Origin of the sequence: Erythrobacter crassostreae (genome assembly GCF_019204045.1) — a bacterium.
GTDB classification, from domain to species: Bacteria; Pseudomonadota; Alphaproteobacteria; order Sphingomonadales; family Sphingomonadaceae; genus Erythrobacter; species Erythrobacter crassostreae.
Window position 1 is genome coordinate 495,535 of the sequence record NZ_JAGSPC010000001.1, and the last position, 23,788, is coordinate 519,322.

Here is a 23,788-nt window from a genome sequence, read left to right on the forward strand (position 1 = left end):
AATTGCCGCTCGTGTTCCAGCATTGCTTGGGGCCAATACATTTGCCGTGCTTTTGCTAAATGGCGGCGAGCATTTGATTTGTTGTCTCGTCAGGCCGCGCAAGCATCGTCTCGATCATCGCAATTTCTGCCTCGCACCGGTCAGGGTGCGAGTAACTGCGCAGAGCGGTGCGGAGCCGGTTGATGTTCATGCGGCTTTTGCCTGCCGCTTCCGAAAAGACCCAATCCGGTATATCGCCAAAGCGCGGTGCATTGCCGCCTGGCGTGATTTGGAACCCGCCAGAATTAAGCAATTGTCCCGCTACACTTTGTTCGAATGCGTTCCAATCGCCGCGCATTTGAGGGGCACCTTCGAAAAACAGTTCGCTCGTCACTTCGCGGCACAGATCGCCTTCGGATGCCTGCGCGGTCAGCAGCCATGCGAGGTGTAGTTCAGCGATTGCCAGCGCTTGATCCCGTTCCACAAACCGCCTCGCAAGCAAAATCCTCGATCTCAGATAAGAGCGTGCATCGCCGAAATCGTCCGTGTCTGATTCGAGGCGCGCCAAAAGCTCTCTGGTCAGATCCGGGTCTGCATTCAGTAGATCAGCATAGGTGATCGACGAGCCAAAAAGTGCGGTCACCATCCCATCGGCATCTGCAGGAGCAAGGCGTGGAGGTTGCAACCCGGCAGACGGGGCGCTCACCGATTGCCCGATGGCCTGAGTGCTAGAAGCCGGGTAATCGTGATCTCCGCCAGAACTGCAATAGCTGGTCATCGCGACGAATGCGAAAACCCACCATATCCAGTACTTACGGACGTGGTAACGCTCCGCAATGGCGACGATATTGTCAGATTGACGGTCTTCCTCAGCAACGGGCTGGTCCGTCCACGGCTTATAGCGGCTGTCATCGACCGGCTCTTCATAGTCGGGGTATGCAAACTCCGGCTCGGGCGTCGTGATGCCCAGTTGGTCATCCAAATTGAAGCTATCGACGATTTCCTGAGTGGTGGTGTAGCGGCCGCCGGGTTCCCACTGACGGGCCGCGTCAAGCTCCGGCTCCGGCTCCGGCTCCGGCTCCGGCTCCGGCTCCGGCACGGGTTCGGGTTCGGGTTCGGGTTCGGCCGGGACGTTGTCTTTAACAGGACCTGCGTCAACCACAGGCTCATTTCGGGTTACACCGCTGCGCGATTGCCCTCGCAGCATCTGCGATGCCAGAAACAGCGCCTTCTCGCGTGCCTCTGTCAGTTCTGCGAAAGCGGAGATCCGCATGGATTGCGCGTCCAATTCGGCGCGCTTGATGGCGTAGGCAGCATGGATCGCCGCCTTATCGCTGGTCTCCCAAATCTCAAGCGCGGACCATGGCCAATCGCTTGGGTCCCGCCCCGATAGCGATTTAGTGCCCAACGCTCTCCCCGCGCTCAAGGCCTGAAAGCTCAAGCTGCTCGTCAATCTGACTGATTAAGCGGGCGAGACCGTCTTCCGTATCGCTTTCCGCGCGGGCGACGAGCACATCCTGCGTGTTGGACGCACGCAACAGCCACCAGCCGTCTTTGGTGTTCACACGCACACCATCGGTTGCATTGACTGCCTCGACTTCAGGTCCGGGATTGTTGGCCAGACGATCGCTGATTTCAGCGATAGCGGGGAATTTGCGCACTTCATCGACTTGGAAACGCATTTCCGGCGTGTTGAGCATGTTTGGCATGGCCGAGCGCAATTCGGTCACCGATTTACCCAGACGTGCGGAAGCCGCGAGCAGACGGATGCCTGCGTAAAGCGCATCGTCAAATCCGTAATATGTGTCGGCAAAAAACACGTGCCCGCTCATCTCGCCGGCAAGCGGTGAGCCTGTTTCCTTCATTTTGGACTTAATTAGCGAGTGGCCGGTCTTCCACATCAGCGGCTTGCCGCCATTCGCCTCAACCGAATCAAACAGAGCGCGGCTGGCCTTTACATCGGCGATAATCGTCGCACCCTGGTACGTATCGCCCTGTGTCTTGAGCAAATCTTCTGCGTAGATCATCAGTAGTTGATCGCCCCAGATTACGCGGCCTGTGCCGTCAATCGCGCCGATCCGGTCGCCATCGCCGTCAAAAGCCACTCCAAAATCGAGGTTCTTCTCCGCGACCAGCGTGCGCAGATCCGCCAAGTTGGCTTCCACAGTCGGATCAGGATGGTGGTTAGGAAAATGCCCGTCAACGTCGGTAAACAGCAAATGATGCTCTCCGGGAAGCTTCGCAGCGAGCATTTCGAGAGCGGGACCGGCCGAACCGTTTCCGGCATCCCATCCCACTTTGAGCCCTTCGAGTGTGACAGTATCGATACCGGTGAGGCCTTCGAGCATACGCTCGACATACTCGCCCATGATGTCGCGCGTAGAAACGGCACCCGCACCGTCGATCCAGTCCGCAGCTGCTGCCATTTCCCCGAGCTTTTGGATATCGGCCCCAAAAAACGGACGCCCCTGAAATACCATTTTGAAGCCGTTGTAATTGGGGGGATTGTGGCTGCCAGTTATCTGAATGCCGCCATCCACCTCTTCGGCTGAAGCCTCAGCGTAATAAAGCATCGGCGTGGCGCTCATGCCGATCCGCACGACATCACAGCCGCTTGCAGTAAGCCCCTCTACCAAAGCGTGTTCGAGCATCGGCGAGCTGACGCGGCCATCATATCCGACAGCAACTGTCTTGCCGCCTGCGCGGTTCAACAGGGTGCCAAAGCTACGCCCAATCGCGCGCGCATCATCCGGGCCAAGCGTTTCACCAATTATCCCGCGAATGTCGTACTCGCGCAGGACAGTGGAATCGAATGTGTGTGTCATGGGAAAGGGATTCCTGTGAATTTGATCAACGTTGGTAAGCGCAATTGCATAGCAATTGTTTCAATCTTGCGATGAGCCATCATCACCAATATCGGCGCCGCGATCAGGCAATTCGCCCAGCAGAATATCGCGCGCATCATTGGCTTCATGCACCGCCGCATTGCTTCCACCCTTGTCAGGGTGAACCATAGCAATCAGCCGCTTATGCGCGGCCAAAATCTGTTCCCGGCTCGCGCGCTCATCTACGCCTAGCAATTTGCGGGCGCGAAAAACTGCCTGACTGCGGGTCGATTTTCCGCCGAGCCCTTGCCACGGCCATTTGCCGAATGCCCAGCGGAACAGGATGCAGATAATGACGAGTATGATAGCAATGCGAAGCATAGTGTTACGCTAACGCCAAACTGGGCTCACGGCGAGGAATTTCCGGCAACTGCAGCGCCTTGAGCAAAGCACGCAATTCCTGACGCGCGATCAGATGGCTGGTGCCAAGTTCGCCCAGATGCCCCTTGTCCAGAAGAGTTAGACCCGAAGGAAACAGCTCGCGATAGATCACCCGCTCGGATAGGCCATGCGTGACGCGGAAACCAACACGCTTGGACATTTCTGTAAGCGCCTGTTCGATACGGGCCATATTGCGCGCCTCGACATGGCCGGTCCGGTTGCGCACAACGACCCAGTCCATCTCAGGCCTTTGCCCCTTTGCGGTTGCCCGGCTCCGCTTGAGCCGCGCCTCCCAAATCAGCTCCGCAAAGAAAGACAGTTTTTTCACCTTGAACGTTTCGGCATCGACCTGACCGATCAGATCAAAATCGACGAAGCTGTCGTTCATCGGTGTAACCAGCGTGTCTGCATTCTCAGCAGCCGTGCGCGCCAACGGATCGTCTCGCCCGGGGTTGTCGATAATGAGAAAGTCACAGTCCTTCTCTAGCCGGTCCATTGCGACCAGCAGAGCTTGCTCGCTGCGCCCCCGAAACACCTCACATTTCGGCGTTGGCAAATCGATCCCACGTTTTTCCATCGTGGCCGTACGATTCTCCATGTAACGATGCGTTGTGCGTTGACGCGGATCAAGATCAAGGGCGGTGACGCGTGCGCCCAGATATGACAGCGCGACCGCGACATGAACCGCAGTGGTCGATTTGCCGGTCCCGCCCTTCTCATTGGCAAAGACTATACGGTGGGCGGTGTGAGCCATTCGGGTGGTTGTATCCAATTGTCTAACGCAGTGCCGTAAGGCTGCGCTTGTGAGGACAGGCGGCGAGCGTCTATGTCAAGCCGAACGTTATCTGGGGAGCCAAACTGGTGCAAACAGCAACCACGCTCGATGTGTTGAGAAAAAAGGTCGCAAATCTGCGTGAGAGCGGTGCGACAGTCGGATTGGTATCAACAATGGGGGCGCTGCATGAAGGGCATCTAACGCTTGTTCGGCGCGCGCGGGAAGCGTGCGATCATGTCGTCGCATCGATATTTGTGAACCCGACGCAATTTGGCCCCAACGAAGATCTGGATGCCTATCCGCGCCAGTTGGAAGAAGATGCAGCCATGCTCGAAGGGGAAGGCTGTGCCTTGCTGTGGGCACCGACTCTTGAGGAAATGTATCCGGGCGGGGCGAAGAGCTTCGTGACCAGTGTCTCTGTCAGCGGTGTAAGCGAGGGGTTTTGCGGAGCTTCACGGCCAGGCCATTTTGATGGCGTAGCGACTGTTGTTTGCAAGCTGTTCAATCAAGTCCTGCCTGACATGGCGTTCTTCGGCGAAAAGGATTTTCAGCAATTGGCGGTGATCCGCGCCATGGCGCGCGATCTGGATTTGTCTCAACCGCAGGCGCATTCCATCATTGGTGTACCAACGGTGCGCGAAACCGACGGCCTCGCAATGTCGAGCCGCAACCGGTACCTTTCGCGAGCCGACCGAGAGGCAGCCGCGATTCTGCCTTCAACTCTTGCGCATGCCGCAAAACTAATTGAAGCGGGCGAACAAGAGATATGGCTTGCTAAGTCTGTAATCGCAGATGACTTGCAGCTTTCAGGGTTCGAAGTCGACTACATTGAAGTTGTAGATTCTCAAACATTGAAGCCACTCGAGAAGCTCGAAGGTCGACCGGCGCGAATACTCGTTGCAGCGAGGATCGGAAAAACACGGTTGATTGATAATATGGCTGTCGGATAATTCACATTGACGCGTGGCCGCCTATAATGGCAAAGGCGCTGCTCTCGGATGCGGGTATAGCATAGTGGTAATGCTCCAGCCTTCCAAGCTGGCTAGAGGGGTTCGATTCCCCTTACCCGCTCCAAGATTTGCACTTTGCTGCATCGACACTTGAGCGTTTGCTTGCCTCCCCCCAAACTTTTCTTGGCTTGCCATGTAAGGCATAGGCTCTAGCTGAAGCTTTATGCGAAGCCTGACACATCTCGAACGGTTAGAAGCCGAGAGCATCCACATCTTCCGCGAGGTCATCGCCGAGGCGGAGAACCCCGTCATGCTGTATTCGGTAGGCAAGGATTCCTCCGTCATGCTTCATCTGGCGCGAAAGGCATTTTATCCTTCGCCGCCGCCCTTCCCGATGCTGCATGTCGCGTCTGGTTGGGATTTTAAGGCCTTGCTCGATCACCGCGACAAGACGGTTAAGGAATACGGGCTCGAGCTAATCGTAGCCCAGAACGAAGACGCCGATGAACAAGGCATCAATCCGTTCGACACCGGCAGTGCACTCTATTCACAAGCACAGCTAACCGATCCGCTTAAACGCGCGCTGACAGAGCATGGTTTTGACGCGGCATTTGGTGGCGGACGGCGCGATGAGGAAAAAGCGCGCGCTAAAGAGCGCGTGTTCAGCTTTCGCACCGCATCTCACCGTTGGGACCCGAAAAACCAGCGGCCCGAACTGTGGAACCTCTACAACGCGAAGAAGAACAAGGATGAGAGCATCCGTGTGTTCCCCATCTCGAACTGGACCGAGCTCGACATCTGGCAATATATCGCGCTTGAGAAGATCGACATCGTGCCGCTCTATCTTTCGCAGAAACGCCGGACTGTCACCCGGGACGGGCTGATCCTTGTCGTCGATGACGAGCGTTTTCGCTTTGAAGACGGCGAAGAGCCGGTCGAACGATCAGTCCGTTTCCGGACGCTCGGCTGCTACCCCCTCACCGGCGCCACAGAAAGCGAGGCGACCGATATGAAACTAATCATTCAGGAAATGCTCCTCGCCACCGGGTCTGAGCGTCAGGGCCGCGCAATCGACAAAGGCCAGTCCGCTTCGATGGAAGACAAGAAGCAGGAGGGGTATTTCTGATGACCGCCTCTGATTCCAGTTTTCAGGTCGACAGCCTCATCGCCGAGGACATCGATGCCTATCTTGACCAGCATCAGCATAAAAGCCTGATGCGTTTCATTACCTGCGGCAGCGTGGATGATGGTAAATCAACCCTGATCGGGCGGCTGCTATACGATTCAAAGATGATCTTTGAAGATCAGCTTGCAGCGCTGGAAAGCGATAGCAAGAAAGTCGGCACGCAAGGGGAAGAAATTGATTTCGCATTGTTGGTCGATGGCCTCGCCGCAGAGCGAGAACAAGGCATCACAATCGACGTGGCATACCGCTTTTTCACCACGGAAAAGCGCAAGTTTATCGTCGCGGATACTCCGGGTCATGAACAATATACCCGTAATATGGTCACAGGGGCCTCGACCGCTGACCTCGCCGTAATTCTTGTTGATGCGCGCAAAGGCGTGCTCGTTCAAACGCGCCGTCACAGCTATCTGGTGCATTTGCTCGGCATCAAACACGTTGTGCTTGCGGTCAACAAAATGGACCTCGTCGACTACGATCAGGCCACCTTTGATGCCATCGTCGAAGACTACGCAGCATTTGCCAAAGAAGTGGGTATCGAGAAATTCACCGCGATCCCGATTTCTGGCTTCAAAGGCGACAACATCACTGCAGCGCCATCGGACAGTACGCCGTGGTACTCCGGTCCGGCGCTGATCGATCATCTGGAAACGGTCGACCTTGCCAACAATGCCGCTCAGGAACGATCATTCCGCATGCCGGTGCAGTGGGTGAACCGGCCCAACCTCGATTTCCGCGGATTTGCCGGCCTGATCACCAGTGGAACGATCAAGCCAGGCGCCCCCGTTCGCATTGTCCCAGCGGGCAAGACCAGCACCGTCAAAACGATCTCCACCTTCGACGGCGATCTGGACGAAGCGGTTGCGGGTCAATCGGTCACAATTACGCTCAATGACGAAGTTGATTGCAGCCGCGGTGATGTGATTTCCGCAGCAGGCGATCCACCAGAGGCCTCTGACCAATTCGAATCTACAATTGTCTGGATGGACGAAGCAGCGATGAAACCCGGACGCGGGTACTGGCTAAAACTCGGCTCGCAAATGGTTACAGCGACGGTGCAGCCCCCGAAATACGAGGTCGACGTAAATTCGTTCGAGCATCTCGCAGCGAAAACACTTGAGCTGAATTCGATTGGCGTGGCGGAAATCACCACCGATCGGCCCGTTACTTTCGAATCGTATGGCTCAAGCCGCCAGCTCGGCGGGTTCATCCTGATCGACAAGTTCACCAACGCGACCGTCGGCGCTGGAATGCTGCATTTCAGTTTGCGGCGGGCACAGAATGTTCACTGGCAGCCGACCACAATCACTCGCGATGACCACGCAATTCTGAAGAACCAGAAACCGCGCGTCTTGTGGTTCACCGGTCTTTCCGGCTCGGGCAAATCAACCATCGCCAATGAGGTGGAAAAACAGTTGGCGCTGATGAACCGTCACACCTTCCTGCTGGATGGCGACAATGTTCGCCACGGCCTTAACAAGGACCTGGGCTTCACTGAAACTGACCGGATCGAAAACATCCGGCGGATCGGCGAAGTTGCAAAATTGATGGCGGATGCGGGCTTGATCGTGCTGACGGCATTCATTTCGCCTTTCCGTGCGGAGCGCCGGATGGTTCGAGACATGCTGCCAGATGGGGAATTCATCGAAATCTTTGTCGACACGCCGCTCGAAGTGGCAGAGCAGCGCGACGTGAAGGGGCTCTATAAGAAAGCCCGCAGCGGTGAGCTAAAGAACTTTACCGGGATCGACAGTCCATACGAAGCGCCTGAAAGCGCTCAAATCACTGTAAATACCGTCGATATGACTCCGGTCGAGGCGGCTGAGTATGTAATCTCGCAAATCTTGCCGCTGAAATGAGCATTCCAACCATGACCGATGCCGCACTTGCTGCACACCTCGCCAAAGTGGCTGGTCGTATCCTGATTGAGGTCAGGAACAGCGAAATGTTTGAAGGCGAGGCTCTTGGCAAGGCCGGTGATGCCACAGCCAATGAATTTCTTTGTAATGCCATTCGCGCGCAAAGGCCGGATGATGGCTTGCTGTCCGAAGAAGAGAAGGACAATTCCGACCGGCTAAACGCGGAGCGCGTTTGGATCGTGGATCCTGTCGATGGCACCCGTGAATATGGCGAGCAACGCAGCGACTGGGCAGTTCATGTCGGGCTTTCGATTGCAGGGATCGCGACAATCGGCGCGGTAGCTCTTCCCGGCCTTGATGGCGGTGTTGTCGTTCGGACAGATCAGCTTTGCGATTTACCGGCACCAGCCAAAGCACCCCGATTTCTGGTTAGCCGCTCCCGCCCAGCGAAAGAAGCTGTTGCCGTTTCCGAAGCAATGGGCGGCGAACTGGTCGGAATGGGAAGCGCCGGCGCGAAAGCGATGGCAGTCGTGCGCGGCGAAGCGGAAATTTACCTGCATTCCGGCGGCCAGTACGAATGGGATAGCTGCGCGCCTGTCGCCGTAGCTGCGGCACACGGCCTGCACTGCTCCCGCATTGATGGCTCGCCCATCCGTTACAATAGGGCCGATCCGTACTTGCCGGATCTGCTCATTTGCCGGTCCGAATATGCAGAGCAAGTCCTTGCGCTGGTCGCGGGCCTGGAGAGCGAAGCTTAGTCCGTTTCTGGCGTAAGCGGAGTAGTCTCTGGCTCGGGCTCCCCATCCCCGACCACCGCTACCTCAATCTCAACCCTGCGGTTGGCGGCTCGCCCATCTTCATTCGCCTGGCCGTTATCTAAGGCATTCGGCTGGAGCGGGTTTTGCTCTCCAAAGGCGATCACTTCGATGCGGTCTGCATCAATGCCCTTGGCGATCAGCCAGTTGCGCACACTATCGCCGCGTGACTGTGATGCGCGCATGTTGACCGCGTCACCTCCGCCTGCATCGCTATGCGCTCGAAGGACGATCGACCCACCCTCTATGACTTGTTCTGAGACAAGCAGCTCTTCAAGCGCAGCCATGGCAGCCGCGTCCAACTCGTCTCCGCCATTAGGAAACCCGATAGTCACCATCAACGGCTCTAGCGGAAGGTCAGCAAGTTCCGGCTGCTCTATGTCAGGCCTTAGAATCGAAACCGGCGCATCAGGACTCGGGAGTTGTTCACTCTCATCATTTGCCGCATCAACCGGATTCTCGCCAGTCTGATTGCTGCACGCGGCGAGTATTCCAAATACGCATAGCGCGACGATTATCGGGGCTCTTCTCATCGGGGCCTCATTGTCGAAGTCTGTCCTCATATTCTTCATGTCGCCTGCGGCTTCGGCGTCGAACTCTCGTCCTTTGCTTTGCCAGCCTCCTTTGCGGCCCGTTTCGCAGCTTGCTCTTCGGGGGTTTTCAGTTGCGGCGGCGTGAATGAAATTACCGTGTCGCCCGCGCGGGGCTCTGGCCGCGCTGCATGAGTGAAAAAGCGCAGGTTACCCCCACGACGGATCAACAAGAGCACGTTTGCGCTGTCGGGAAGTTTTTCCTGAGCTTGCTCAAAATCAAATTCATCAGACAGCTTGGTTTTACGGAATATCCAGCCTTCCTGCTGGCGCTCGCCTACGTCGGTTACGCCAAAGCCGCTTTCAAACAGTGCGCGCCCGCGAATGCTTTCCGGCAGAGCATGTTTGTCATCCTCATCCCCGCTTTCGCCCAGTTGATAGACGCTATCGCGGCCAATTTCGTGGGCAAACTCATTGCACACCAGCGCATTGTAAGCCTCGTTATCGGTGGCCGCCACAAGCACCTGAAATGGTGCCAGGTCGAGATTGTGTTCGGTTGCTTCGTTGAGAATTTCACCGTGGTAAAACGGGAGTCCTTCGCGCCGCGCTGCGCCCAGACGTTGCCAGCTGGAATCGACCACCATGATCGGAGTTTTCAACGCCTGCATTTCTTTGGCCAAAGCAATCGTCCAAGGGGTTGAGCCGACAATCAAAAGACCGGGCCGTGATGTGCCCTTCACTTTTAACCATTTTGCGACAATGTTGATGCTGAAACCGTGGGCGATCACAGTGGTCACAACCACTGCAAAGCTGAGCGCAGTCAGGACCTGACCATCGCTATAACCCAAATCGGCGAGCCGCAGGGCAAACAGGCCTGAGATTGCCACCAGCACGATACCGCGAGGCGCGATCCACGCCACAAACAGCCTTTCATTCCAAGGCACGTCTGAGCCCAGCAGGCTGATCAGAACGGTAAGCGGCCGAACCACAAACAGCAGAGCCAGCAAGAACAAAACAAAGCGCAATCCGACCTCGGTTGTAGGGTCGAGATAAACCAGATCGCTCCAGCTCAGGCTGGCCGACAACAGGATGAAGATGCCTGAAACGAGCAGAACAGCAACGTTCTCTTTGAACGGGTGGATCGATCGGATGCTGGCGAAACCGGTGTTCGCAAGCGTGATCCCCATAACCGTAACCGCCACCAATCCCGCCTCATGCTCAATTTTGTTGGTCAGCACGAAGACAAAAATCACTGTGATAAACAGCACCGGGACTTTCAGGAATTCCGGGATCGCTCCGCGCGGAAAGGCATAAGCAATAAAACGCGCCGCCGCGTAGCCTATCAATCCGGCGAGAATTGCCGCGATGATCAATGGAGGGACTACCTCGGCCAAAGAGGCGTTGGGGCTTTCAGAAACGCGGCGGAAATATTCATAAGCGATCACTGCGCAAAGCGCGCCAGTGGGATCGTTGACGATACCTTCCCACTTGAGGATGGAATTGGGCCGGGTCTGTACATTGGCCTGACGCAAGAGCGGGATAACAACCGTCGGCCCCGTCACGATCAGAATGCCGCCAAACAGCACCGCTACCGGCCAGGCAAGCCCGGCAATCTGACTCGCAGCAAGCGCACCAAGCGCCCAGCCAACGATCACGCCAATTGTCGCCAGCCGCCAAACTGCGCTGCCAGAATGCCGCAACTCCCTAAGGTCAAGGCTAAGGCCGCCTTCAAACAGGATAAGAGCAACACCAATCCCGATTGCAGGATCAAGGAGGTCCCCGAACGCTGCCTCTGGATCAAGCAGCCTAAAACCAAGCTCGCCCGCAACGGGTCCCGCGAGGAACCCTGCAGCAAGCATCAATACGATCGCCGGCCAGCCAGTGCGCCAAGCAATCCATTGAGCCCCGATACCGAGGACTCCGATCGTGGCAATGACAAGCGCTTGCGATTCCATATGTTTTCCTGTTGACTCTACACTTAGAACGAACGCGACGCGGGTCTGTTCCGACTACTTCGCTTTGCCTGCTGGCGCGTCGTGATCAGTCGCCTTCGAACTCCATCAGGGTTTGAACCGTCAATCCGGCATCGCGCAACTTCGCCGCACCGCCCAGATCAGGCAAATCGATAACGAATAGGGCGTTTTCGACGTTCGCTCCCGCACTTCGCAGCAATTGCGCTGTCGCAAGGGCGGTACCACCAGTCGCGATAAGATCGTCCACAATAACAATGGCTTCGCCCTTACCAATAGCACCCGGATCGACCTCTAACCGGTCGACGCCATATTCCAGCGCATAATCAATACCGATCGTCTCAATCGGCAACTTACCTGGCTTGCGTACCGGCAGAAATCCGATGCCCAATTCGACTGCAACGGCAGCGCCAAAGATAAACCCACGCGCCTCCATTCCCGCGATCTTCTGCGCGCCGCACGCCTTGGCCAATTGGGCCAGATGCTGGACGCTATCGGCCATACCGACTGGATGGCCGATCAGCGTCGTAATGTCACGGAATTGAATGCCGGGTTTGGGAAAGTCCGGCACCGTGCGCACCAGTGCCTTCAATTCGTCGGTTGAAAGCAGTGCGAAAGTCATTGGCAATCCCTCTCAAAGTACAGGCTCACAAAGCAAAACGCCCCGGCATCCGCAAGAAATACCGAGGCGCTGAAATGTTTTGGGTTAGTCGAAAGGACTATTTTTTCTTCGACTTCATGCCGGCCCAGATCTGTTTGTAAGACATGTAGGCAAGGCCAGTAGCAAACAGAAGGAACAGGATCACTGCCCAACCCGTCTGCTTACGCTTGATCATCGATGGCTCCGCCGTCCAGGTCAGGAACGCTGCGACATCCTGTGCCATCTGATCAACCGTCGCATCCGTGCCGTCATCATATGTGATGCTGCCTTCGTAAAGCTGAGGAGGCATGGCCAGGTTCACATTTGCAAACCATGGGTTGAAATAGAGGCCAGTCGGGGTTTCGAAACCCTTTTCCTGAGCAGCCGCAAGCTTTTCCGGGTCCGGATCAACATAACCGCTCATAAGCGAATAAACGTAATTCGAACCATCCTTGCGCGCTTTGGTCATCAGCGAGAGATCAGGTGGAATCGCATTGTTGTTCGCTGCTGCGGCTGCGACATTGTTTGGATACGGATTGGGGAAGTAGTCCGTCGGCAGCGCCGGACGCATGACCGCTTCGCCAGTGTTAGGATCGATACCTGGCACATTCCAAGTCGCCGCCTCTGCGCGCACTTGCTCTTCGCTGTAGCCCAGCTCTTCAAGGTTGCGGAACGCGACAAACTTCAGGCCGTGACATGCCGAACAAACTTGCTTGTACACAGAGTAGCCGCGTTGGAGTTGGGCATAATCCCACTTGCCGACCGGACCTGCGAACGAGAAACCGCCTTCTGGCGCATGCGGTTTTTCCTTGAAGGCATAGTAAGCGGGCTTTTCGACCGGAGGACCGCTGACCAGATTGATGACGCCGGGCACCATCGACCAAAGGACCAACACGGCGGTGATGCCGATGCCTACCAATATGCCTGCTAGACGGATTGTCATGACCTAACTCTTTCTCGTTACCGGGTCAGTAAAGTGCGTGTGACCGTGGATTGATCAGGCGGGAAGCGGTTTAACTGCCGCCTGCGGATTGTCACCGCCGCCGTCGGTGCCACCGGGCACATCATCGGAGCCAAGAACGGCTTCGGTGATCGAATACGGCAGCGGCTTGGGCACTTCGATCTGACTGATGATCGGCAGGATCACCAGGAAATGCAGGAAGTAATAGGCCGTTCCGATCTGGCTGAGCAGAACATAGGGCTCTTCTGCTGGAGCGCCGCCGACATACGTTAGCAACAGCATCGCCGGAATCAGGCCAAACCAGAAGAACTTCTTGAACATCGGACGATAGTGGCCCGAGCGAACAGGGCTCTTATCGAGCCATGGCAGGAAGAACCAAACGAGGATCGAACCGAACATCGCGATAACACCCAACAACTTCGCTTCGATCAGCACGATGCCGGTGAAGGGGATCGTGAGGTCGGCGGTGAAGGCACGCAAGATCGCATAGAAGGGCAGGAAGTACCATTCAGGCACGATCAGCGCCGGTGTCGAAAGCGGGTTGGCTTCGATGTAGTTATCCGGGTGACCGAGGAAATTCGGCAGGAAGAACACCATGAAGGTAAAGGCGATCAAAAATACGCCCAGTCCGAAACCGTCTTTCGCCGTGTAATACGGGTGGAACGGAACGGTATCGCTTTCTTTCTTCACTTCAACACCGGTCGGGTTTGACGAGCCCGGAATGTGCAGCGCCCAGATGTGGAGAATAACCACACCAGCAATCACAAATGGCAGCAGGAAGTGCAGCGAGAAAAAGCGATTCAGTGTTGAATCGTTCGGGGCATAGCCACCGACGAGCCAGACCTGTAGCGGCTCACCGATGAACGGGATTGCGCCGAATAGGCCGGTGATCACCTTCGCACCCCAGAAGCTCATCTGGCCCCATGGCAGCACGTAGCCCATAAAAGCGGTCGCCATCATAAGCAGGAAGATGACGACACCAAGCAACCAGATCATTTCGCGCGGCGCCTTGTAAGACGAATAATACAGGCCGCGGAAAATGTGCAGGTAGATCACGATAAAGAAAAAGCTGGCGCCATTGGCATGCGCATACCGCATCATCCAACCCCAGTTCACGTTCCGCATGATGTGCTCTACCTGACCGAAGGCAACCTCGGTGTTCGAAGCATAGTGCATCGCCAGTATGACGCCCGTGACAATCTGCAACACGAGGCAGAAGCCAGCGAGAACGCCGAAATTCCACATATAGTTGAGGTTGCGCGGAACCGGATAGCCTGCGCCGATCGCGTTGTAGACGAGGCGCGGCAAAGGCAGCTTCTCGTCAATCCATTTGGTGAAGCCGCTTTGCGGTTCGTACTGCTTGGCCCAGGCAAAACTCATAATGGTCTCTCGGTTCTCAGCGTGAAATCAGTGTAATACTATCAGCTACGCGGCATCAGCCGACGCGGATGACATCGCCGTTGAAAGCGTAATCGGGAACGGTAAGATTAGTTGGCGCGGGGCCTTTACGGATACGGCCTGCGGTGTCGTAATGTGAACCATGGCACGGGCAGTAATAACCGCCGAATTCGCCTTTGTTCTCACCTTCGGCAGCACCCAGCGGAACACAGCCGAGGTGGGTGCAGACGCCCATCGTAACAAGAATGTCTTCGTGACCTTCAAGCGTACGGTCCGCCAATGTCTCTGGATCGCGAAGTGAACCGGCATCAACATCATTTGCTGCTGCGATCTCTTCAGGCGTCAGACGTTTGATGAAGAGCGGCTGGTCGCGGAAAACCGATTTGATCGATTGACCGACCTGAACCTGCGAAACATCAACTTCAGTCGTACTCGCAGCAAGAACATCGGCGGTTGGAGCCATCTGGCTAACCAGCGGGAAAATCACTGCTGCGCCGCCTACTCCGGCGGTGCCGAGTGCAGCGATGTGGATCCAGTCGCGGCGACGTACGCCGTCTTCGCCTGCCACTTCGCTTGTGGCTTCTACAGTTCCGGCTCCGCTTGTGTCAGCCATCTTGCCTTACCTTACTCGTCTGCCTGCGGAGGCATATAGCCAGCGCGGGATTGAAGTTAAATTCTCATTCCACCGGGTCATCGTTCGATTGCGATACCCCTGAAAGACGAAACTGAAGCGATTTGAACGCTGATAAGTTCCGGCTCGTCGCGCCAATAGCCACAAACACTCGTAAATCCAACCGTGTTTTGAGCACTGATTGTTCGCTTTGGTGCAAGCGCCCCGTAGCCCCTTTGTTATTGAAGGCCGATCATACTGATTTGCCGCCCGTAATTCGGCTCACCCAACTGGGTCGCGCGCCGGTAGGAATAAAAATGATCGCTTTCTCGATAAGTGTCCCTTTCGAGATTCTCAATTTTGCGAATACCGGCAGCGACAAGTCTTGCAGCGCAATAGCCCGGAAGGTCGAAAAGCCATCTTTCTAGGCCACTACGCATCGGTGCTGGCTTAAAATGGTGGGCATCGGCATCGGTGAACTGGTCAAGGAAGGCCCTGTCCACCTCATAGCTCGCCTGCGCGATGGTTGGTCCAATGCCAGCCGCGATGCTCGATCGGTTAGCGCCAAGAGCCTCCATCACGGAGACGGTGTTTTCAATCACGCCAGCATGCGCCCCGCGCCATCCTGCGTGCGCGGCACCAACCACGCCAGCGCCATGATCTGCGAACAAAATTGGCGCGCAGTCTGCCGTAACAATGCCTAAGACGATTCGAGGTGTTGCAGTGACGAGGGCGTCAGCGACCGGGCGGCCAACCGGATTATCTTCCCAAGCCTGATCAACGGTGACGACGTCGGGCGAATGCACCTGATGCGGCGCGGCCAGCTTCGCATCAGGGACCAGCCAACGGACTGCCTCAGCCCGTGACTTTCGGATGGCCGCTGGATCACCGTCCCCGCCGTAGCCGAATTGGTCGGGGCATTCTTTTTGCGTGCTGCCATGCCCGAAAAATCCATGCGCAACATCGCCAAGCGCTTTTGCGGTTAGGGCCTCAAACGGCTCCAAATTCAGCCTCCCAGGCTGCGTGTCACTTGCTCGAACGTGTCGCGCGACAGACCTTCTGCCTCACTTATCCGCTCAAGCTGGGCCTTCATCAATCCGGCGCGAACCGATTCAATTCTCCGCCAGCGGCCAAGCGCAGGAACAAAGCGCGCAGCGGTTTGCGGATTGATGGGATCAAGCGCGAGGATCAGATCTGCGATCATGCGGTACCCTGCACCATCTATCGCGTGGAAACCCTGCGGATTACCGGCGAAGGCCATGTAAAGCGAGCGCACCCGGTTCGGGTTTTTCATCGTAAAATCAGGATGGCTTGCAAGTTCATTGACCTGATCGATCACATCAGGGTGCAGCGAGAAGGCCTGCAACGTAAACCATTTGTCGATCACAAGATCATTGCCTTGATAGCGATCAAAGAACGCCTTGAGCTTTTCGTCGCGCGCCGGTGTTTGCAAGCCGCATAGAACCATAAGCGCGCCCTGGCGGTCTGTCATATTGCCTGCTTCATCAAACTGGCGCGCAGCCATGATCGCCGCTCGTTCGGGATCGCTAGCGGCAAAGATGCCAGCGATGATCGATTTCACCTTTCGCGCTCCTCGCCCGGCCGGATCATCGAAAGCAATGTCGACAACGCGGGCGTAAAGGCTTTCCAATTCTCGTTTCAACGTGACGCCGATCGCAGTTTTCAGCTGCTCTCGTTCATTGTGGATAGCACCGGGATCGGCTTTTCGCATTCCCGACGCCATTGCTTCAAACAGATAGGTTTCGCTCGGCAGCGTCATCAGCTCGCCGCGCATGGCATCATCAAGTTCACTATCAGTTACGACGGCGCGCACCGCGTCACAAATCGCGGTCTTACCCGCCGCACGGCCCGCTTCATCAAGATCACCGCTCGCCGCAGCGACAAGATGATTTACCGCAAGTTCCTGCATGGCTTCATATCGCGCGAAGGGATCATCGTCTGATGCGGCGAGGAACACTAAATCGTCCCGTTCCAAATCGCGTTCGATAACGACCGGCGCGGTAAAGCCGCGATTTATCGAGAGCACCGGCACAGGACCAGAAAGCGGTAGAATGAAGGTCTCTTCATCCAAGGTGAGAACGATCAATTGTTCTTCACCTATCGCACCTGTTTCGCGGCAATGGACGGCAACACGTAGCGGGATCGGCATTGCGCCCTTCGCATCCTGACCCGGCGTATCGGGCACGGTTTGCTTAAGCGTCAGCGCAAGGCCGCCGTCTTTCAATTCCTGACTAACCTCGACACGCGGTGTGCCCGCCTGACGATACCAACGGCGGAATTGCGCAAGTTCCAGGCCTGCTCCGTCTTCGATGGCGGTGACAAAATCCTCGCAAGTCGCAGCTTCGCCATCATGGCGATCGAAATAGAGGTCTGTGCCGAGACGGAATTTTTCAGTTCCCGCCATCGTGCGCATCATGCGGATAACCTCGGCGCCTTTGTTATAGACGGTGGCGGTGTAGAAGTTGCTGATCTCACGGTAACTGTCCGGCCGGATCGGGTGCGCCAATGGCCCCGCATCCTCGGGGAATTGCGCCGCGCGCAGGATGCGAACGTCTTCGATCCGCTTGACCGCCTCTCCCTGCATGTCCTGACTAAACAACTGATCGCGCAATACGGTAAAGCCTTCTTTCAGGCTCAGCTGAAACCAATCGCGGCAAGTGATGCGGTTGCCCGACCAGTTGTGAAAATACTCGTGGGCGATCACGCCCTCTACTGCGTCAAAATCGCCATCGGTCGCGGTATCAATGTCGGCCAGCACATATTTGGTGTTGAACACGTTGAGACCTTTGTTCTCCATCGCGCCCATATTGAAATCGCTGACAGCAACAATGTTGTAGAGATCAAGATCGTATTCGCGCCCGAAAGTCTCCTCGTCCCATTTCATCGACTTCTTGAGCGATTCGACCGCATGATCGGTACGCGGCAGGTCTTCCGCGCGGACCCACACGTTCAATTCGACTTCGCGGCCATTCATGGTGGTGAATGTGTCGGAATTCGCGGCCAAATCGCCTGCTACCAGCGCGAAAAGATAAGACGGCTTTGGCCACGGATCGTGCCATTCAGCCCAATGCATTCCGTCCTCGCCTTCGCCGGAGGCTGTGTTGTTGCCGTTGCACAGCAGAACCGGGAACTGGTCTTTCGGCCCTTCCATCCTGACGGTGTAGGTAGACAAGACATCAGGGCGGTCCGGGAAGAAGGTGATGCGGCGGAAGCCTTCGGCCTCACACTGGGTGCACAGCATCCCGTTCGACGCATAGAGGCCCATCAAGGTTGTGTTTGCGCTTGGGTCGATTGTAGTTTCAATCGTGACTTCGTGCGCCTCACCGGGCAGAGTTATGACAAGATCGGCCTCGTCCATTTCCCAGCAGGTGGCGGTCTCTCCATCGAGCAAGACTGCATCGGCCTTCAGACTGTCGCCATTCAAGCGCAATTCCGCCGAGGCGCCTGCATCCGGGTTCCGTTCGACTGAGAGCGTCGCCGTGACCTTTGTCGAATTGACCCCAAGGTCGAATACTAGCTTCGTTGCCGGGATGAGCCACGGATACGGCGTATAATCCTCACGCCGGATTACGGGCGGGTCGTGGGGAGTGGGTGCGGCATCCGCGATTTCAGGGTTGCCTTCGGGGTTTGTCGGTGTCGTTGCGATGTCCATGGCGCAATGATTTAGGTTGATTTGCGCGCCAGTCCAGCAGCATGGGGTAATGCATGGCGAATTTGTTGATTTTCGGACTGGGCTACACGGCGAAGCGGATCGCAACTGCGATAGAAGCGCGCGGATGGGAAGTGCATGCCACTGGTAGCGACGGGGATGTCGACTTCACAAACATAGATGCGGTTACAGCCGCCCTGAATAGCGCGACCCATGTCCTTTCCTCCGTCCCGCCAGACCGGAAGTCCGGCCTTGATCCGGTGCTCGACACCTATGGTCAGTCATTTGACAAAGCTTGGTACGGATATCTGTCCTCAACGGGGGTCTACGGGGACCAGAAAGGCGCATGGGTCGATGAAACGTCACCAACGGGCACCGGCAGGCGCAATGCGCGGACTGAAGCCGATGATCTTTGGATGAAACTTGGCGCGAGGGTTTTTCGCCTGCCGGGCATCTATGGCCCAGACCGCAGCGCGCTCGACCGGGTCAAAGCGGGCAAAGCACGGCGGATTGATCTGCCAGGGCAAGTTTTCAGCCGGGTCCATGTCGATGATATTGTAAGCGGGGTCGTCGCAGCGCTCACCAGTGATGCACCAGCTGGCGCTTACAATCTGGGCGATGATTTGCCCGCGAGCGGCAACGCGGTGACCGAATATGCCTGCCAATTGCTTGGCATGCGGCAGCCACCATTGCAGACCCTAGAAGAAGCGGACCTGTCCGAAATGGCGCTCGGCTTTTATTCTGAAAACCGACGGGTAGCGAATGGCAAAGCCAAGCGGGTACTAGGCTGGAAGCCGCAATACCCGACTTATGTCGAGGGGCTATCGTCGGTGCTTTGATCTGAGCGCAAACACCATTCCGATCACGGCAAGAACCATTCCGCCAATCGTCAGCGCGGTCCACTGATACCCTTCGAACAGAGTCGAGATCAGCATCGCGACCGAGATCGTCAGGATCGAGTTGTAGGCCGTTCGCCCTGCTCCGATTTCGCGGACCAAATTGTAATGTAGCGGGAACGTGATCACCGACCCGATCAGCGCGAGATAGACGATACCGGCCCAGTAGCTGCCATTGGTAGGCAGCGGCGGAGGTCCGGCGGTCAACAATGCAAAGCCCAGATCGACCAGCATCCCATACAACATCGCCCATGCCAGCAGACTAACCATCGGAACCGCGCGCCCGGTGGGATTGGCCTGAATCACATTGGCGACCGACGCGGCAATAATGCCGAACATCGCCAAAGCGATTCCGAGCGCTACATTGCCGCCCACAACGCCTGCATCAGGGTTTGATTGCCACTCGTGAACCAACAGGAAAGAGACGCCAATGATCGCGATCAGGCTGCCGAATAAAAAACCGCTTTGCACCCGCTCACCCAGAAACAACCGCCCGAACAATGCATTGGGCACCATCAGCAGGCCGAACATCATCGCGACAATACCCGACGTCACATAAAGCTCGGCATGATAGACGAACAGGAAATTGCCGCTGAACTGGAACACGCCGACAAGCGCTGCAAGCTTATGCTCCGGCTTCGTCAAAACCAGCCGACGTTTCATCAGATAAGCGACCAAGAACAGCGCCGGTGTCGCAAGCGCAAATCGGTAAAAGACCGACCATGCCGCAGGCACCCCGTCGATCTGTCCGGTGATGACAAACCACGTCGAACCCCAGATTGAACCGGTCAGGATAAAGGGCAGGATTACCCGCCAGCTAAGCATAGGCGTTTGGGAAGCGCTCAAAGCGAGGATATCGCCTTCGCCAATGCCCGCGCATCTTCTGCCCGCGTGTTCCATGCGGTCACGAAACGAGCCGCATCTGCGCCCCAATCATAGAATTCGAATCCCTGCGCCCGCAAAGTGTCGCGCTCGACCGGCGAAAGCCGAACAAACAGCTCATTCGCCTCAACCGCATGCATAAGCCGATTGCCGCATGCTCCAGCGATGTCCTGCGCTGCTGCGTTCGCGTGGCGCGCATTGGCGAGCCATAGTTCGCCATCGAGCATCGCAAGGATCTGCGCAGCAAGATAACGGCCCTTGCATTGCAGGTGGCCGGCGCGCTTACGCCGGTATTTGACCATCGCTGCCTGTTCGGGATCGAACAGCACGACAGCCTCCGCGCTCATCGCGCCATTTTTGATGAAGCCAAACGCCAGGCTATCCACTCCATGCGCAGCTTCTTTGGCTGAGCCACCGGCTCCGGCCGCCGCATTGGCAAAGCGGGCACCGTCCATATGCAGGCCAAGGCCGCGCGCTTTGGCGAAGTTTGATAGAGCGGCCAGTTCTTCCGGAGTGTACGTCAGACCGTATTCGCTCGCTTGTGTAATTGCGATGGCATGCGGCTGAACCTGATGAACATCGTCGCGGATCGGATCGATCAAGGAAGCAATACCGTCCGGTGTAAGCTTTGCGCCATCACCAGCCGCGAGCATCAGTTTGGCGCCGTGAAGGTAAAAGCCGGGAGCGCCCCCTTCGTCTACCTCAATATGCGATTCTTCATGACACACCACCGCGCCATGCGGCTGGCACATGGTCGCCAGCGCAAGGCAATTGGCGGCAGTCCCGGTGGCGACCCACATCGCTGCACACTCGCGCCCGAACAGATCGCTGAAACGCCCATCAAGCTCAGATGAAAGCGCATCGCCATCATACGGATTGTCGGCCTCATCTGCCTTGCGCATCGCCTCCCACACATTGGGGTGGACGGGGGCAGCGTTGTCGGAATGGAACTTGGTCATGACGCACCGCCTCTAATGGTCCATACATTTCTGGCAAGCAGGAGATATAAGAATGAGCGGATCAAACGAGACAACAATCACCCACCATCCGCGCGGCGAAGGCGGACGGTATGTGGCCGAAATCGCGGGTGAGGAACGCACCGGACATCTGGATTGGGAGCCAGCGGCGGGCGGCATCCGCATTGCGACTCATACAATCGTCCCGCCCGAAATCGGGGGCCGCGGCATCGCAGCACAATTGGTTGACCGATTGACGTCAGATGCCCGCGAGCAAAGCTTCAAGATCATCCCCCAATGTTGGTATGTCGCCAAAAAATTCGACCAGAACCCTGAATGGGCCGACCTGAGAGCCTAACCGGTCTCCAGCTCGGAAAAATCGGTCGCCGCGATTGTTTCAAGCACTTCACGCCGGACTTCGCGAGCCCGCTCAAACGGAATGCCTGGAATCGCAAACTCACCGCCAGCAAGGCCCAGATGCAGCGTCGCATAACCGCGCCAGCGGGCAATCGGCCCTTGCGCTACTTCCGCCGAATGCAGTTTGGTGCGGGTCGCGATCTGGCTACTTGGCGACATGATCCCCGCCCGCGCCATGATCTGCGTATCGTCAAGCGAGTGCCTTTTAAACTGCCAAGAATAAAGCGCTGCGCCTGCTGATAAAGCAGCAAGCCCAAGCAGAATTGCGACCACCAGCAAAAACCAGTCTGGATTGAAGATCCCCAAGACTGTTCCCGCCACAATCGCGGCGATCACGAAAAACAAAGAGTCCACGATCATACTATCCGTGCGATATGCTTCGCTTGCGCGGTGCCAATCGGCATTCTCAGAAGGCAAATGAAACCCCGCCGTTTCAACCACAGTCCTGATCTCGTCCATCTTGGCAAATGGCGCGACATCATGGCTTGATGATCCCGCGTCCTGCGCAAGGCTGACAAATTTGAGGTTGTGCCAGCCAAACCGGTACCGGATCAGCCGCGTCCCGATTTTGAGCGCCTGAACACGGTGGATAGGCATCACGACATCTGTTTTGGTGAACAGGCCCCGGCGGCGGCGAAACCCGCGCGCCGTTCTTTCAAGCAGGAAATCCCATTCGCGGGTAAACACGCGGATCATGCCCGTGGCAGAACCGACCACAAACAAAGCGATGAGGCCGCCGATTGCACTGGCGATCTGGGCGTAAGGGCCGAGCGCGGAGATCGTGCTGCCCTGTTCCTCAAGCACCCCCTGCCACAGATCAGGGTCCCAAATTTCAAAGTCTATGAATGTGTCAGCATATTGCAGCAAACCAAGCAGCACAGCGAATACGGCGAGAGAGAACTCGAACAGGCCGAACTGGAACAATCGCCCGGTTCCCATCGCGAAAATAGGTTCGCCTTCGGCCTCGGGTTCACGCGCCGGGGAAGGAACGCCTGTTTCGGCATCCGGAGCGATCTCATCTTGCGCATCGCGGCGTTCGCGGACCAATTGACGCAGTTCCTCTCCGCTTTCTTCGGTCAGATAGGTAAGGCTTAAATCCTCGCCGCCGCCTGCGCCGGTTTCAAATTTCACCGCCACCAGGCCGAGCAAGCGCGGGATCAATTTCTGTTCAAGGCTTACATCCTGAATGCGCTCATACGGTACAGACCGCGCCGCGCGGCTCAAAACGCCGCTTTCCACACGAATGTCTGACGCACCGATTGTGTAACTAAGCCTGCGCCAACTGATATAACTCGCAACCCCGCCAACCACTGCGATCAACAGGCCTACCCCGATACCGATATACAGGCCCATCCCGCCCAGACCGGTGCCGAATGCGGCCGCAGCAGCGGGAAAGATGGCGTTCTTCAACCCCGCAAGCGTGCCGACCAGCACGCTTAACGGAGCGGTGCGCTGCGGTTCGGGCGTGCTCACATGCTCTCCCGCTTGATATGCGCGCGGATTTCCTCACGCATCTCGGTCGCAAGCTCATGACCCAAGCCGGGTAGGTACACAGAAGCATTGTGACTTCCCGCAGTGTGCAGAGTGAGTGTCGCGATGTCGAAGAAACGGTCAATCGGCCCCTGATCCACATCAATATGCTGGACCCGGCCAAATGGCACGACCGTATCAGACCGCCACAAAATTCCGCGCACCACACGCAGCCTGTCAGTGCTGATCTGGTATCCGCGTGCGGCATAGCGGCGCGAGGGCAGGCGGATGATAAACACCAGCGCCAGAAACACGACCACGCCGATCAATACACCGAAAGGAAGCGGAGATTCGCCTTGCAAGGCCCCTTCGAGCACGAACGCGCCGATAATGAATGGTATCGAGGTAAGCGTCGCCTGAACGCGCAGGGCAGATCGGTAATTCGGGTGGAGCTGCGTCAGCTCGGCATCGTCATCGACCAGCGCACTCGCAGCTGGAACTATGGGCTCAGAAGCATTGATTTCCATAGTGTTCCAGATGGACAATACAGCCACCCACCGC

The 23,788-nt window shown here is 56.8% G+C and carries 22 protein-coding genes and 1 tRNA gene; 7 read left to right on the plus strand and 16 right to left on the minus strand.

The features are described from left to right. Positions 1-55: 55 nt before the first annotated feature. Genes KCG46_RS02485 through KCG46_RS02500 form a run of 4 tightly spaced genes read right to left on the minus strand, consistent with a single transcriptional unit; the run spans position 56 to position 3,999 of the window. A complete protein-coding gene (locus KCG46_RS02485; protein WP_218403761.1) occupies positions 56-1,387 on the minus strand; it encodes a hypothetical protein in 1,332 nt (443 codons plus the stop codon). Beyond that, entirely contained in the window at positions 1,377-2,804 is a 1,428-nt protein-coding gene (pgmG, locus tag KCG46_RS02490; RefSeq protein WP_218403762.1) for a phosphoglucomutase/phosphomannomutase PgmG, read from the minus strand. Before pgmG ends, KCG46_RS02485 begins: the two co-directional genes overlap by 11 nt. A gap of 60 nt (positions 2,805-2,864) precedes the next feature. Beyond that, complete coding sequence (locus tag KCG46_RS02495; RefSeq protein WP_218403763.1) at positions 2,865-3,185, minus strand: J domain-containing protein; 321 nt, start codon at positions 3,183-3,185, stop codon at positions 2,865-2,867. A gap of 4 nt (positions 3,186-3,189) precedes the next feature. Further along, a complete protein-coding gene (locus KCG46_RS02500; RefSeq protein ID WP_218403764.1) occupies positions 3,190-3,999 on the minus strand; it encodes a division plane positioning ATPase MipZ in 810 nt (269 codons plus the stop codon). A 107-nt stretch (positions 4,000-4,106) separates the two neighbouring features. Here KCG46_RS02500 and panC point away from each other — a divergent pair, with 107 nt between their 5' ends. From panC to KCG46_RS02525, 5 genes are all read left to right on the plus strand, one after another. After that, the gene (gene panC / locus KCG46_RS02505) at positions 4,107-4,970 is read left to right on the plus strand and encodes a pantoate--beta-alanine ligase (protein WP_218403765.1); all 864 of its coding nucleotides are present in this window, start codon (positions 4,107-4,109) and stop codon (positions 4,968-4,970) included. Positions 4,971-5,020: 50 nt separating this feature from the next. After that, positions 5,021-5,094: transfer RNA gene (locus KCG46_RS02510), tRNA-Gly, on the plus strand. Between the two features lie 99 nt (positions 5,095-5,193). Then, positions 5,194-6,096: a sulfate adenylyltransferase subunit CysD gene (cysD, locus tag KCG46_RS02515; RefSeq protein ID WP_218403766.1), complete on the plus strand. Its 903-nt coding sequence runs from the start codon at positions 5,194-5,196 to the stop codon at positions 6,094-6,096. Beyond that, a complete protein-coding gene (gene cysN / locus KCG46_RS02520) occupies positions 6,096-8,012 on the plus strand; it encodes a sulfate adenylyltransferase subunit CysN (RefSeq protein ID WP_218403767.1) in 1,917 nt (638 codons plus the stop codon). Before cysD ends, cysN begins: the two co-directional genes overlap by 1 nt. Positions 8,013-8,023: 11 nt before the next feature. Further along, positions 8,024-8,770 carry a 3'(2'),5'-bisphosphate nucleotidase CysQ gene (locus KCG46_RS02525; RefSeq protein ID WP_255551729.1) on the plus strand — a complete coding sequence of 249 codons (747 nt, stop codon included), beginning with the start codon at positions 8,024-8,026 and terminating at the stop codon, positions 8,768-8,770. Here KCG46_RS02525 and KCG46_RS02530 read toward each other — a convergent pair. The 8 genes from KCG46_RS02530 to pepN all read right to left on the minus strand — a co-directional run bounded on the left by KCG46_RS02530 (position 8,767) and on the right by pepN (position 18,609). Next, positions 8,767-9,360, minus strand: coding sequence for an OmpA family protein (locus KCG46_RS02530; RefSeq protein ID WP_218403769.1), 594 nt, complete (start codon positions 9,358-9,360; stop codon positions 8,767-8,769). The two genes, KCG46_RS02525 and KCG46_RS02530, sit on opposite strands and share 4 nt — an antisense overlap. 35 nt (positions 9,361-9,395) lie before the next feature. Next, positions 9,396-11,312, minus strand: coding sequence for a cation:proton antiporter (locus KCG46_RS02535; protein ID WP_218403770.1), 1,917 nt, complete (start codon positions 11,310-11,312; stop codon positions 9,396-9,398). Positions 11,313-11,397: 85 nt separating this feature from the next. Next, entirely contained in the window at positions 11,398-11,949 is a 552-nt protein-coding gene (locus tag KCG46_RS02540; protein WP_218403771.1) for an adenine phosphoribosyltransferase, read from the minus strand. Between the two features lie 97 nt (positions 11,950-12,046). Then, entirely contained in the window at positions 12,047-12,910 is an 864-nt protein-coding gene (locus KCG46_RS02545) for a cytochrome c1 (RefSeq protein ID WP_218403772.1), read from the minus strand. A 54-nt stretch (positions 12,911-12,964) separates the two neighbouring features. Beyond that, positions 12,965-14,308, minus strand: a complete 1,344-nt coding sequence (locus tag KCG46_RS02550) for a cytochrome b (RefSeq protein ID WP_218403773.1) — start codon at positions 14,306-14,308, stop codon at positions 12,965-12,967. 55 nt (positions 14,309-14,363) lie between these two features. After that, a complete protein-coding gene (gene petA / locus KCG46_RS02555) occupies positions 14,364-14,939 on the minus strand; it encodes a ubiquinol-cytochrome c reductase iron-sulfur subunit (protein ID WP_218403774.1) in 576 nt (191 codons plus the stop codon). A 236-nt stretch (positions 14,940-15,175) separates the two neighbouring features. Continuing rightward, positions 15,176-15,940, minus strand: a complete 765-nt coding sequence (gene pgeF / locus KCG46_RS02560; RefSeq protein ID WP_218403775.1) for a peptidoglycan editing factor PgeF — start codon at positions 15,938-15,940, stop codon at positions 15,176-15,178. A 2-nt stretch (positions 15,941-15,942) separates the two neighbouring features. Then, the gene (gene pepN / locus KCG46_RS02565; RefSeq protein ID WP_218403776.1) at positions 15,943-18,609 is read right to left on the minus strand and encodes an aminopeptidase N; all 2,667 of its coding nucleotides are present in this window, start codon (positions 18,607-18,609) and stop codon (positions 15,943-15,945) included. 53 nt (positions 18,610-18,662) lie between these two features. On the opposite strand from pepN, the gene KCG46_RS02570 reads away from it, so the two are divergent. Beyond that, positions 18,663-19,445 carry a Rossmann-fold NAD(P)-binding domain-containing protein gene (locus KCG46_RS02570; RefSeq protein ID WP_218403777.1) on the plus strand — a complete coding sequence of 261 codons (783 nt, stop codon included), beginning with the start codon at positions 18,663-18,665 and terminating at the stop codon, positions 19,443-19,445. Here the strand turns inward: KCG46_RS02570 and KCG46_RS02575 are convergent. Both KCG46_RS02575 and KCG46_RS02580 read right to left on the minus strand, forming a co-directional pair. Further along, positions 19,428-20,327 (minus strand): DMT family transporter, encoded by a 900-nt coding sequence (locus KCG46_RS02575; RefSeq protein WP_218405255.1) that lies wholly within the window; start codon positions 20,325-20,327, stop codon positions 19,428-19,430. The two genes, KCG46_RS02570 and KCG46_RS02575, sit on opposite strands and share 18 nt — an antisense overlap. A gap of 17 nt (positions 20,328-20,344) precedes the next feature. Further along, complete coding sequence (locus tag KCG46_RS02580; protein WP_218403778.1) at positions 20,345-21,343, minus strand: threonine aldolase family protein; 999 nt, start codon at positions 21,341-21,343, stop codon at positions 20,345-20,347. A gap of 52 nt (positions 21,344-21,395) precedes the next feature. Between KCG46_RS02580 and KCG46_RS02585 the strand changes: the two genes are divergently transcribed. After that, positions 21,396-21,698, plus strand: coding sequence for a GNAT family N-acetyltransferase (locus KCG46_RS02585; protein ID WP_218403779.1), 303 nt, complete (start codon positions 21,396-21,398; stop codon positions 21,696-21,698). On the opposite strand, the gene KCG46_RS02590 is transcribed toward KCG46_RS02585, so the two are convergent. Then, positions 21,695-23,230 carry a PH domain-containing protein gene (locus KCG46_RS02590; RefSeq protein WP_218403780.1) on the minus strand — a complete coding sequence of 512 codons (1,536 nt, stop codon included), beginning with the start codon at positions 23,228-23,230 and terminating at the stop codon, positions 21,695-21,697. The two genes, KCG46_RS02585 and KCG46_RS02590, sit on opposite strands and share 4 nt — an antisense overlap. Further along, positions 23,227-23,754: a PH domain-containing protein gene (locus KCG46_RS02595; RefSeq protein WP_218403781.1), complete on the minus strand. Its 528-nt coding sequence runs from the start codon at positions 23,752-23,754 to the stop codon at positions 23,227-23,229. The genes KCG46_RS02590 and KCG46_RS02595 overlap by 4 nt, the downstream gene beginning before the upstream one ends. Positions 23,755-23,788 lie beyond the last annotated feature (34 nt).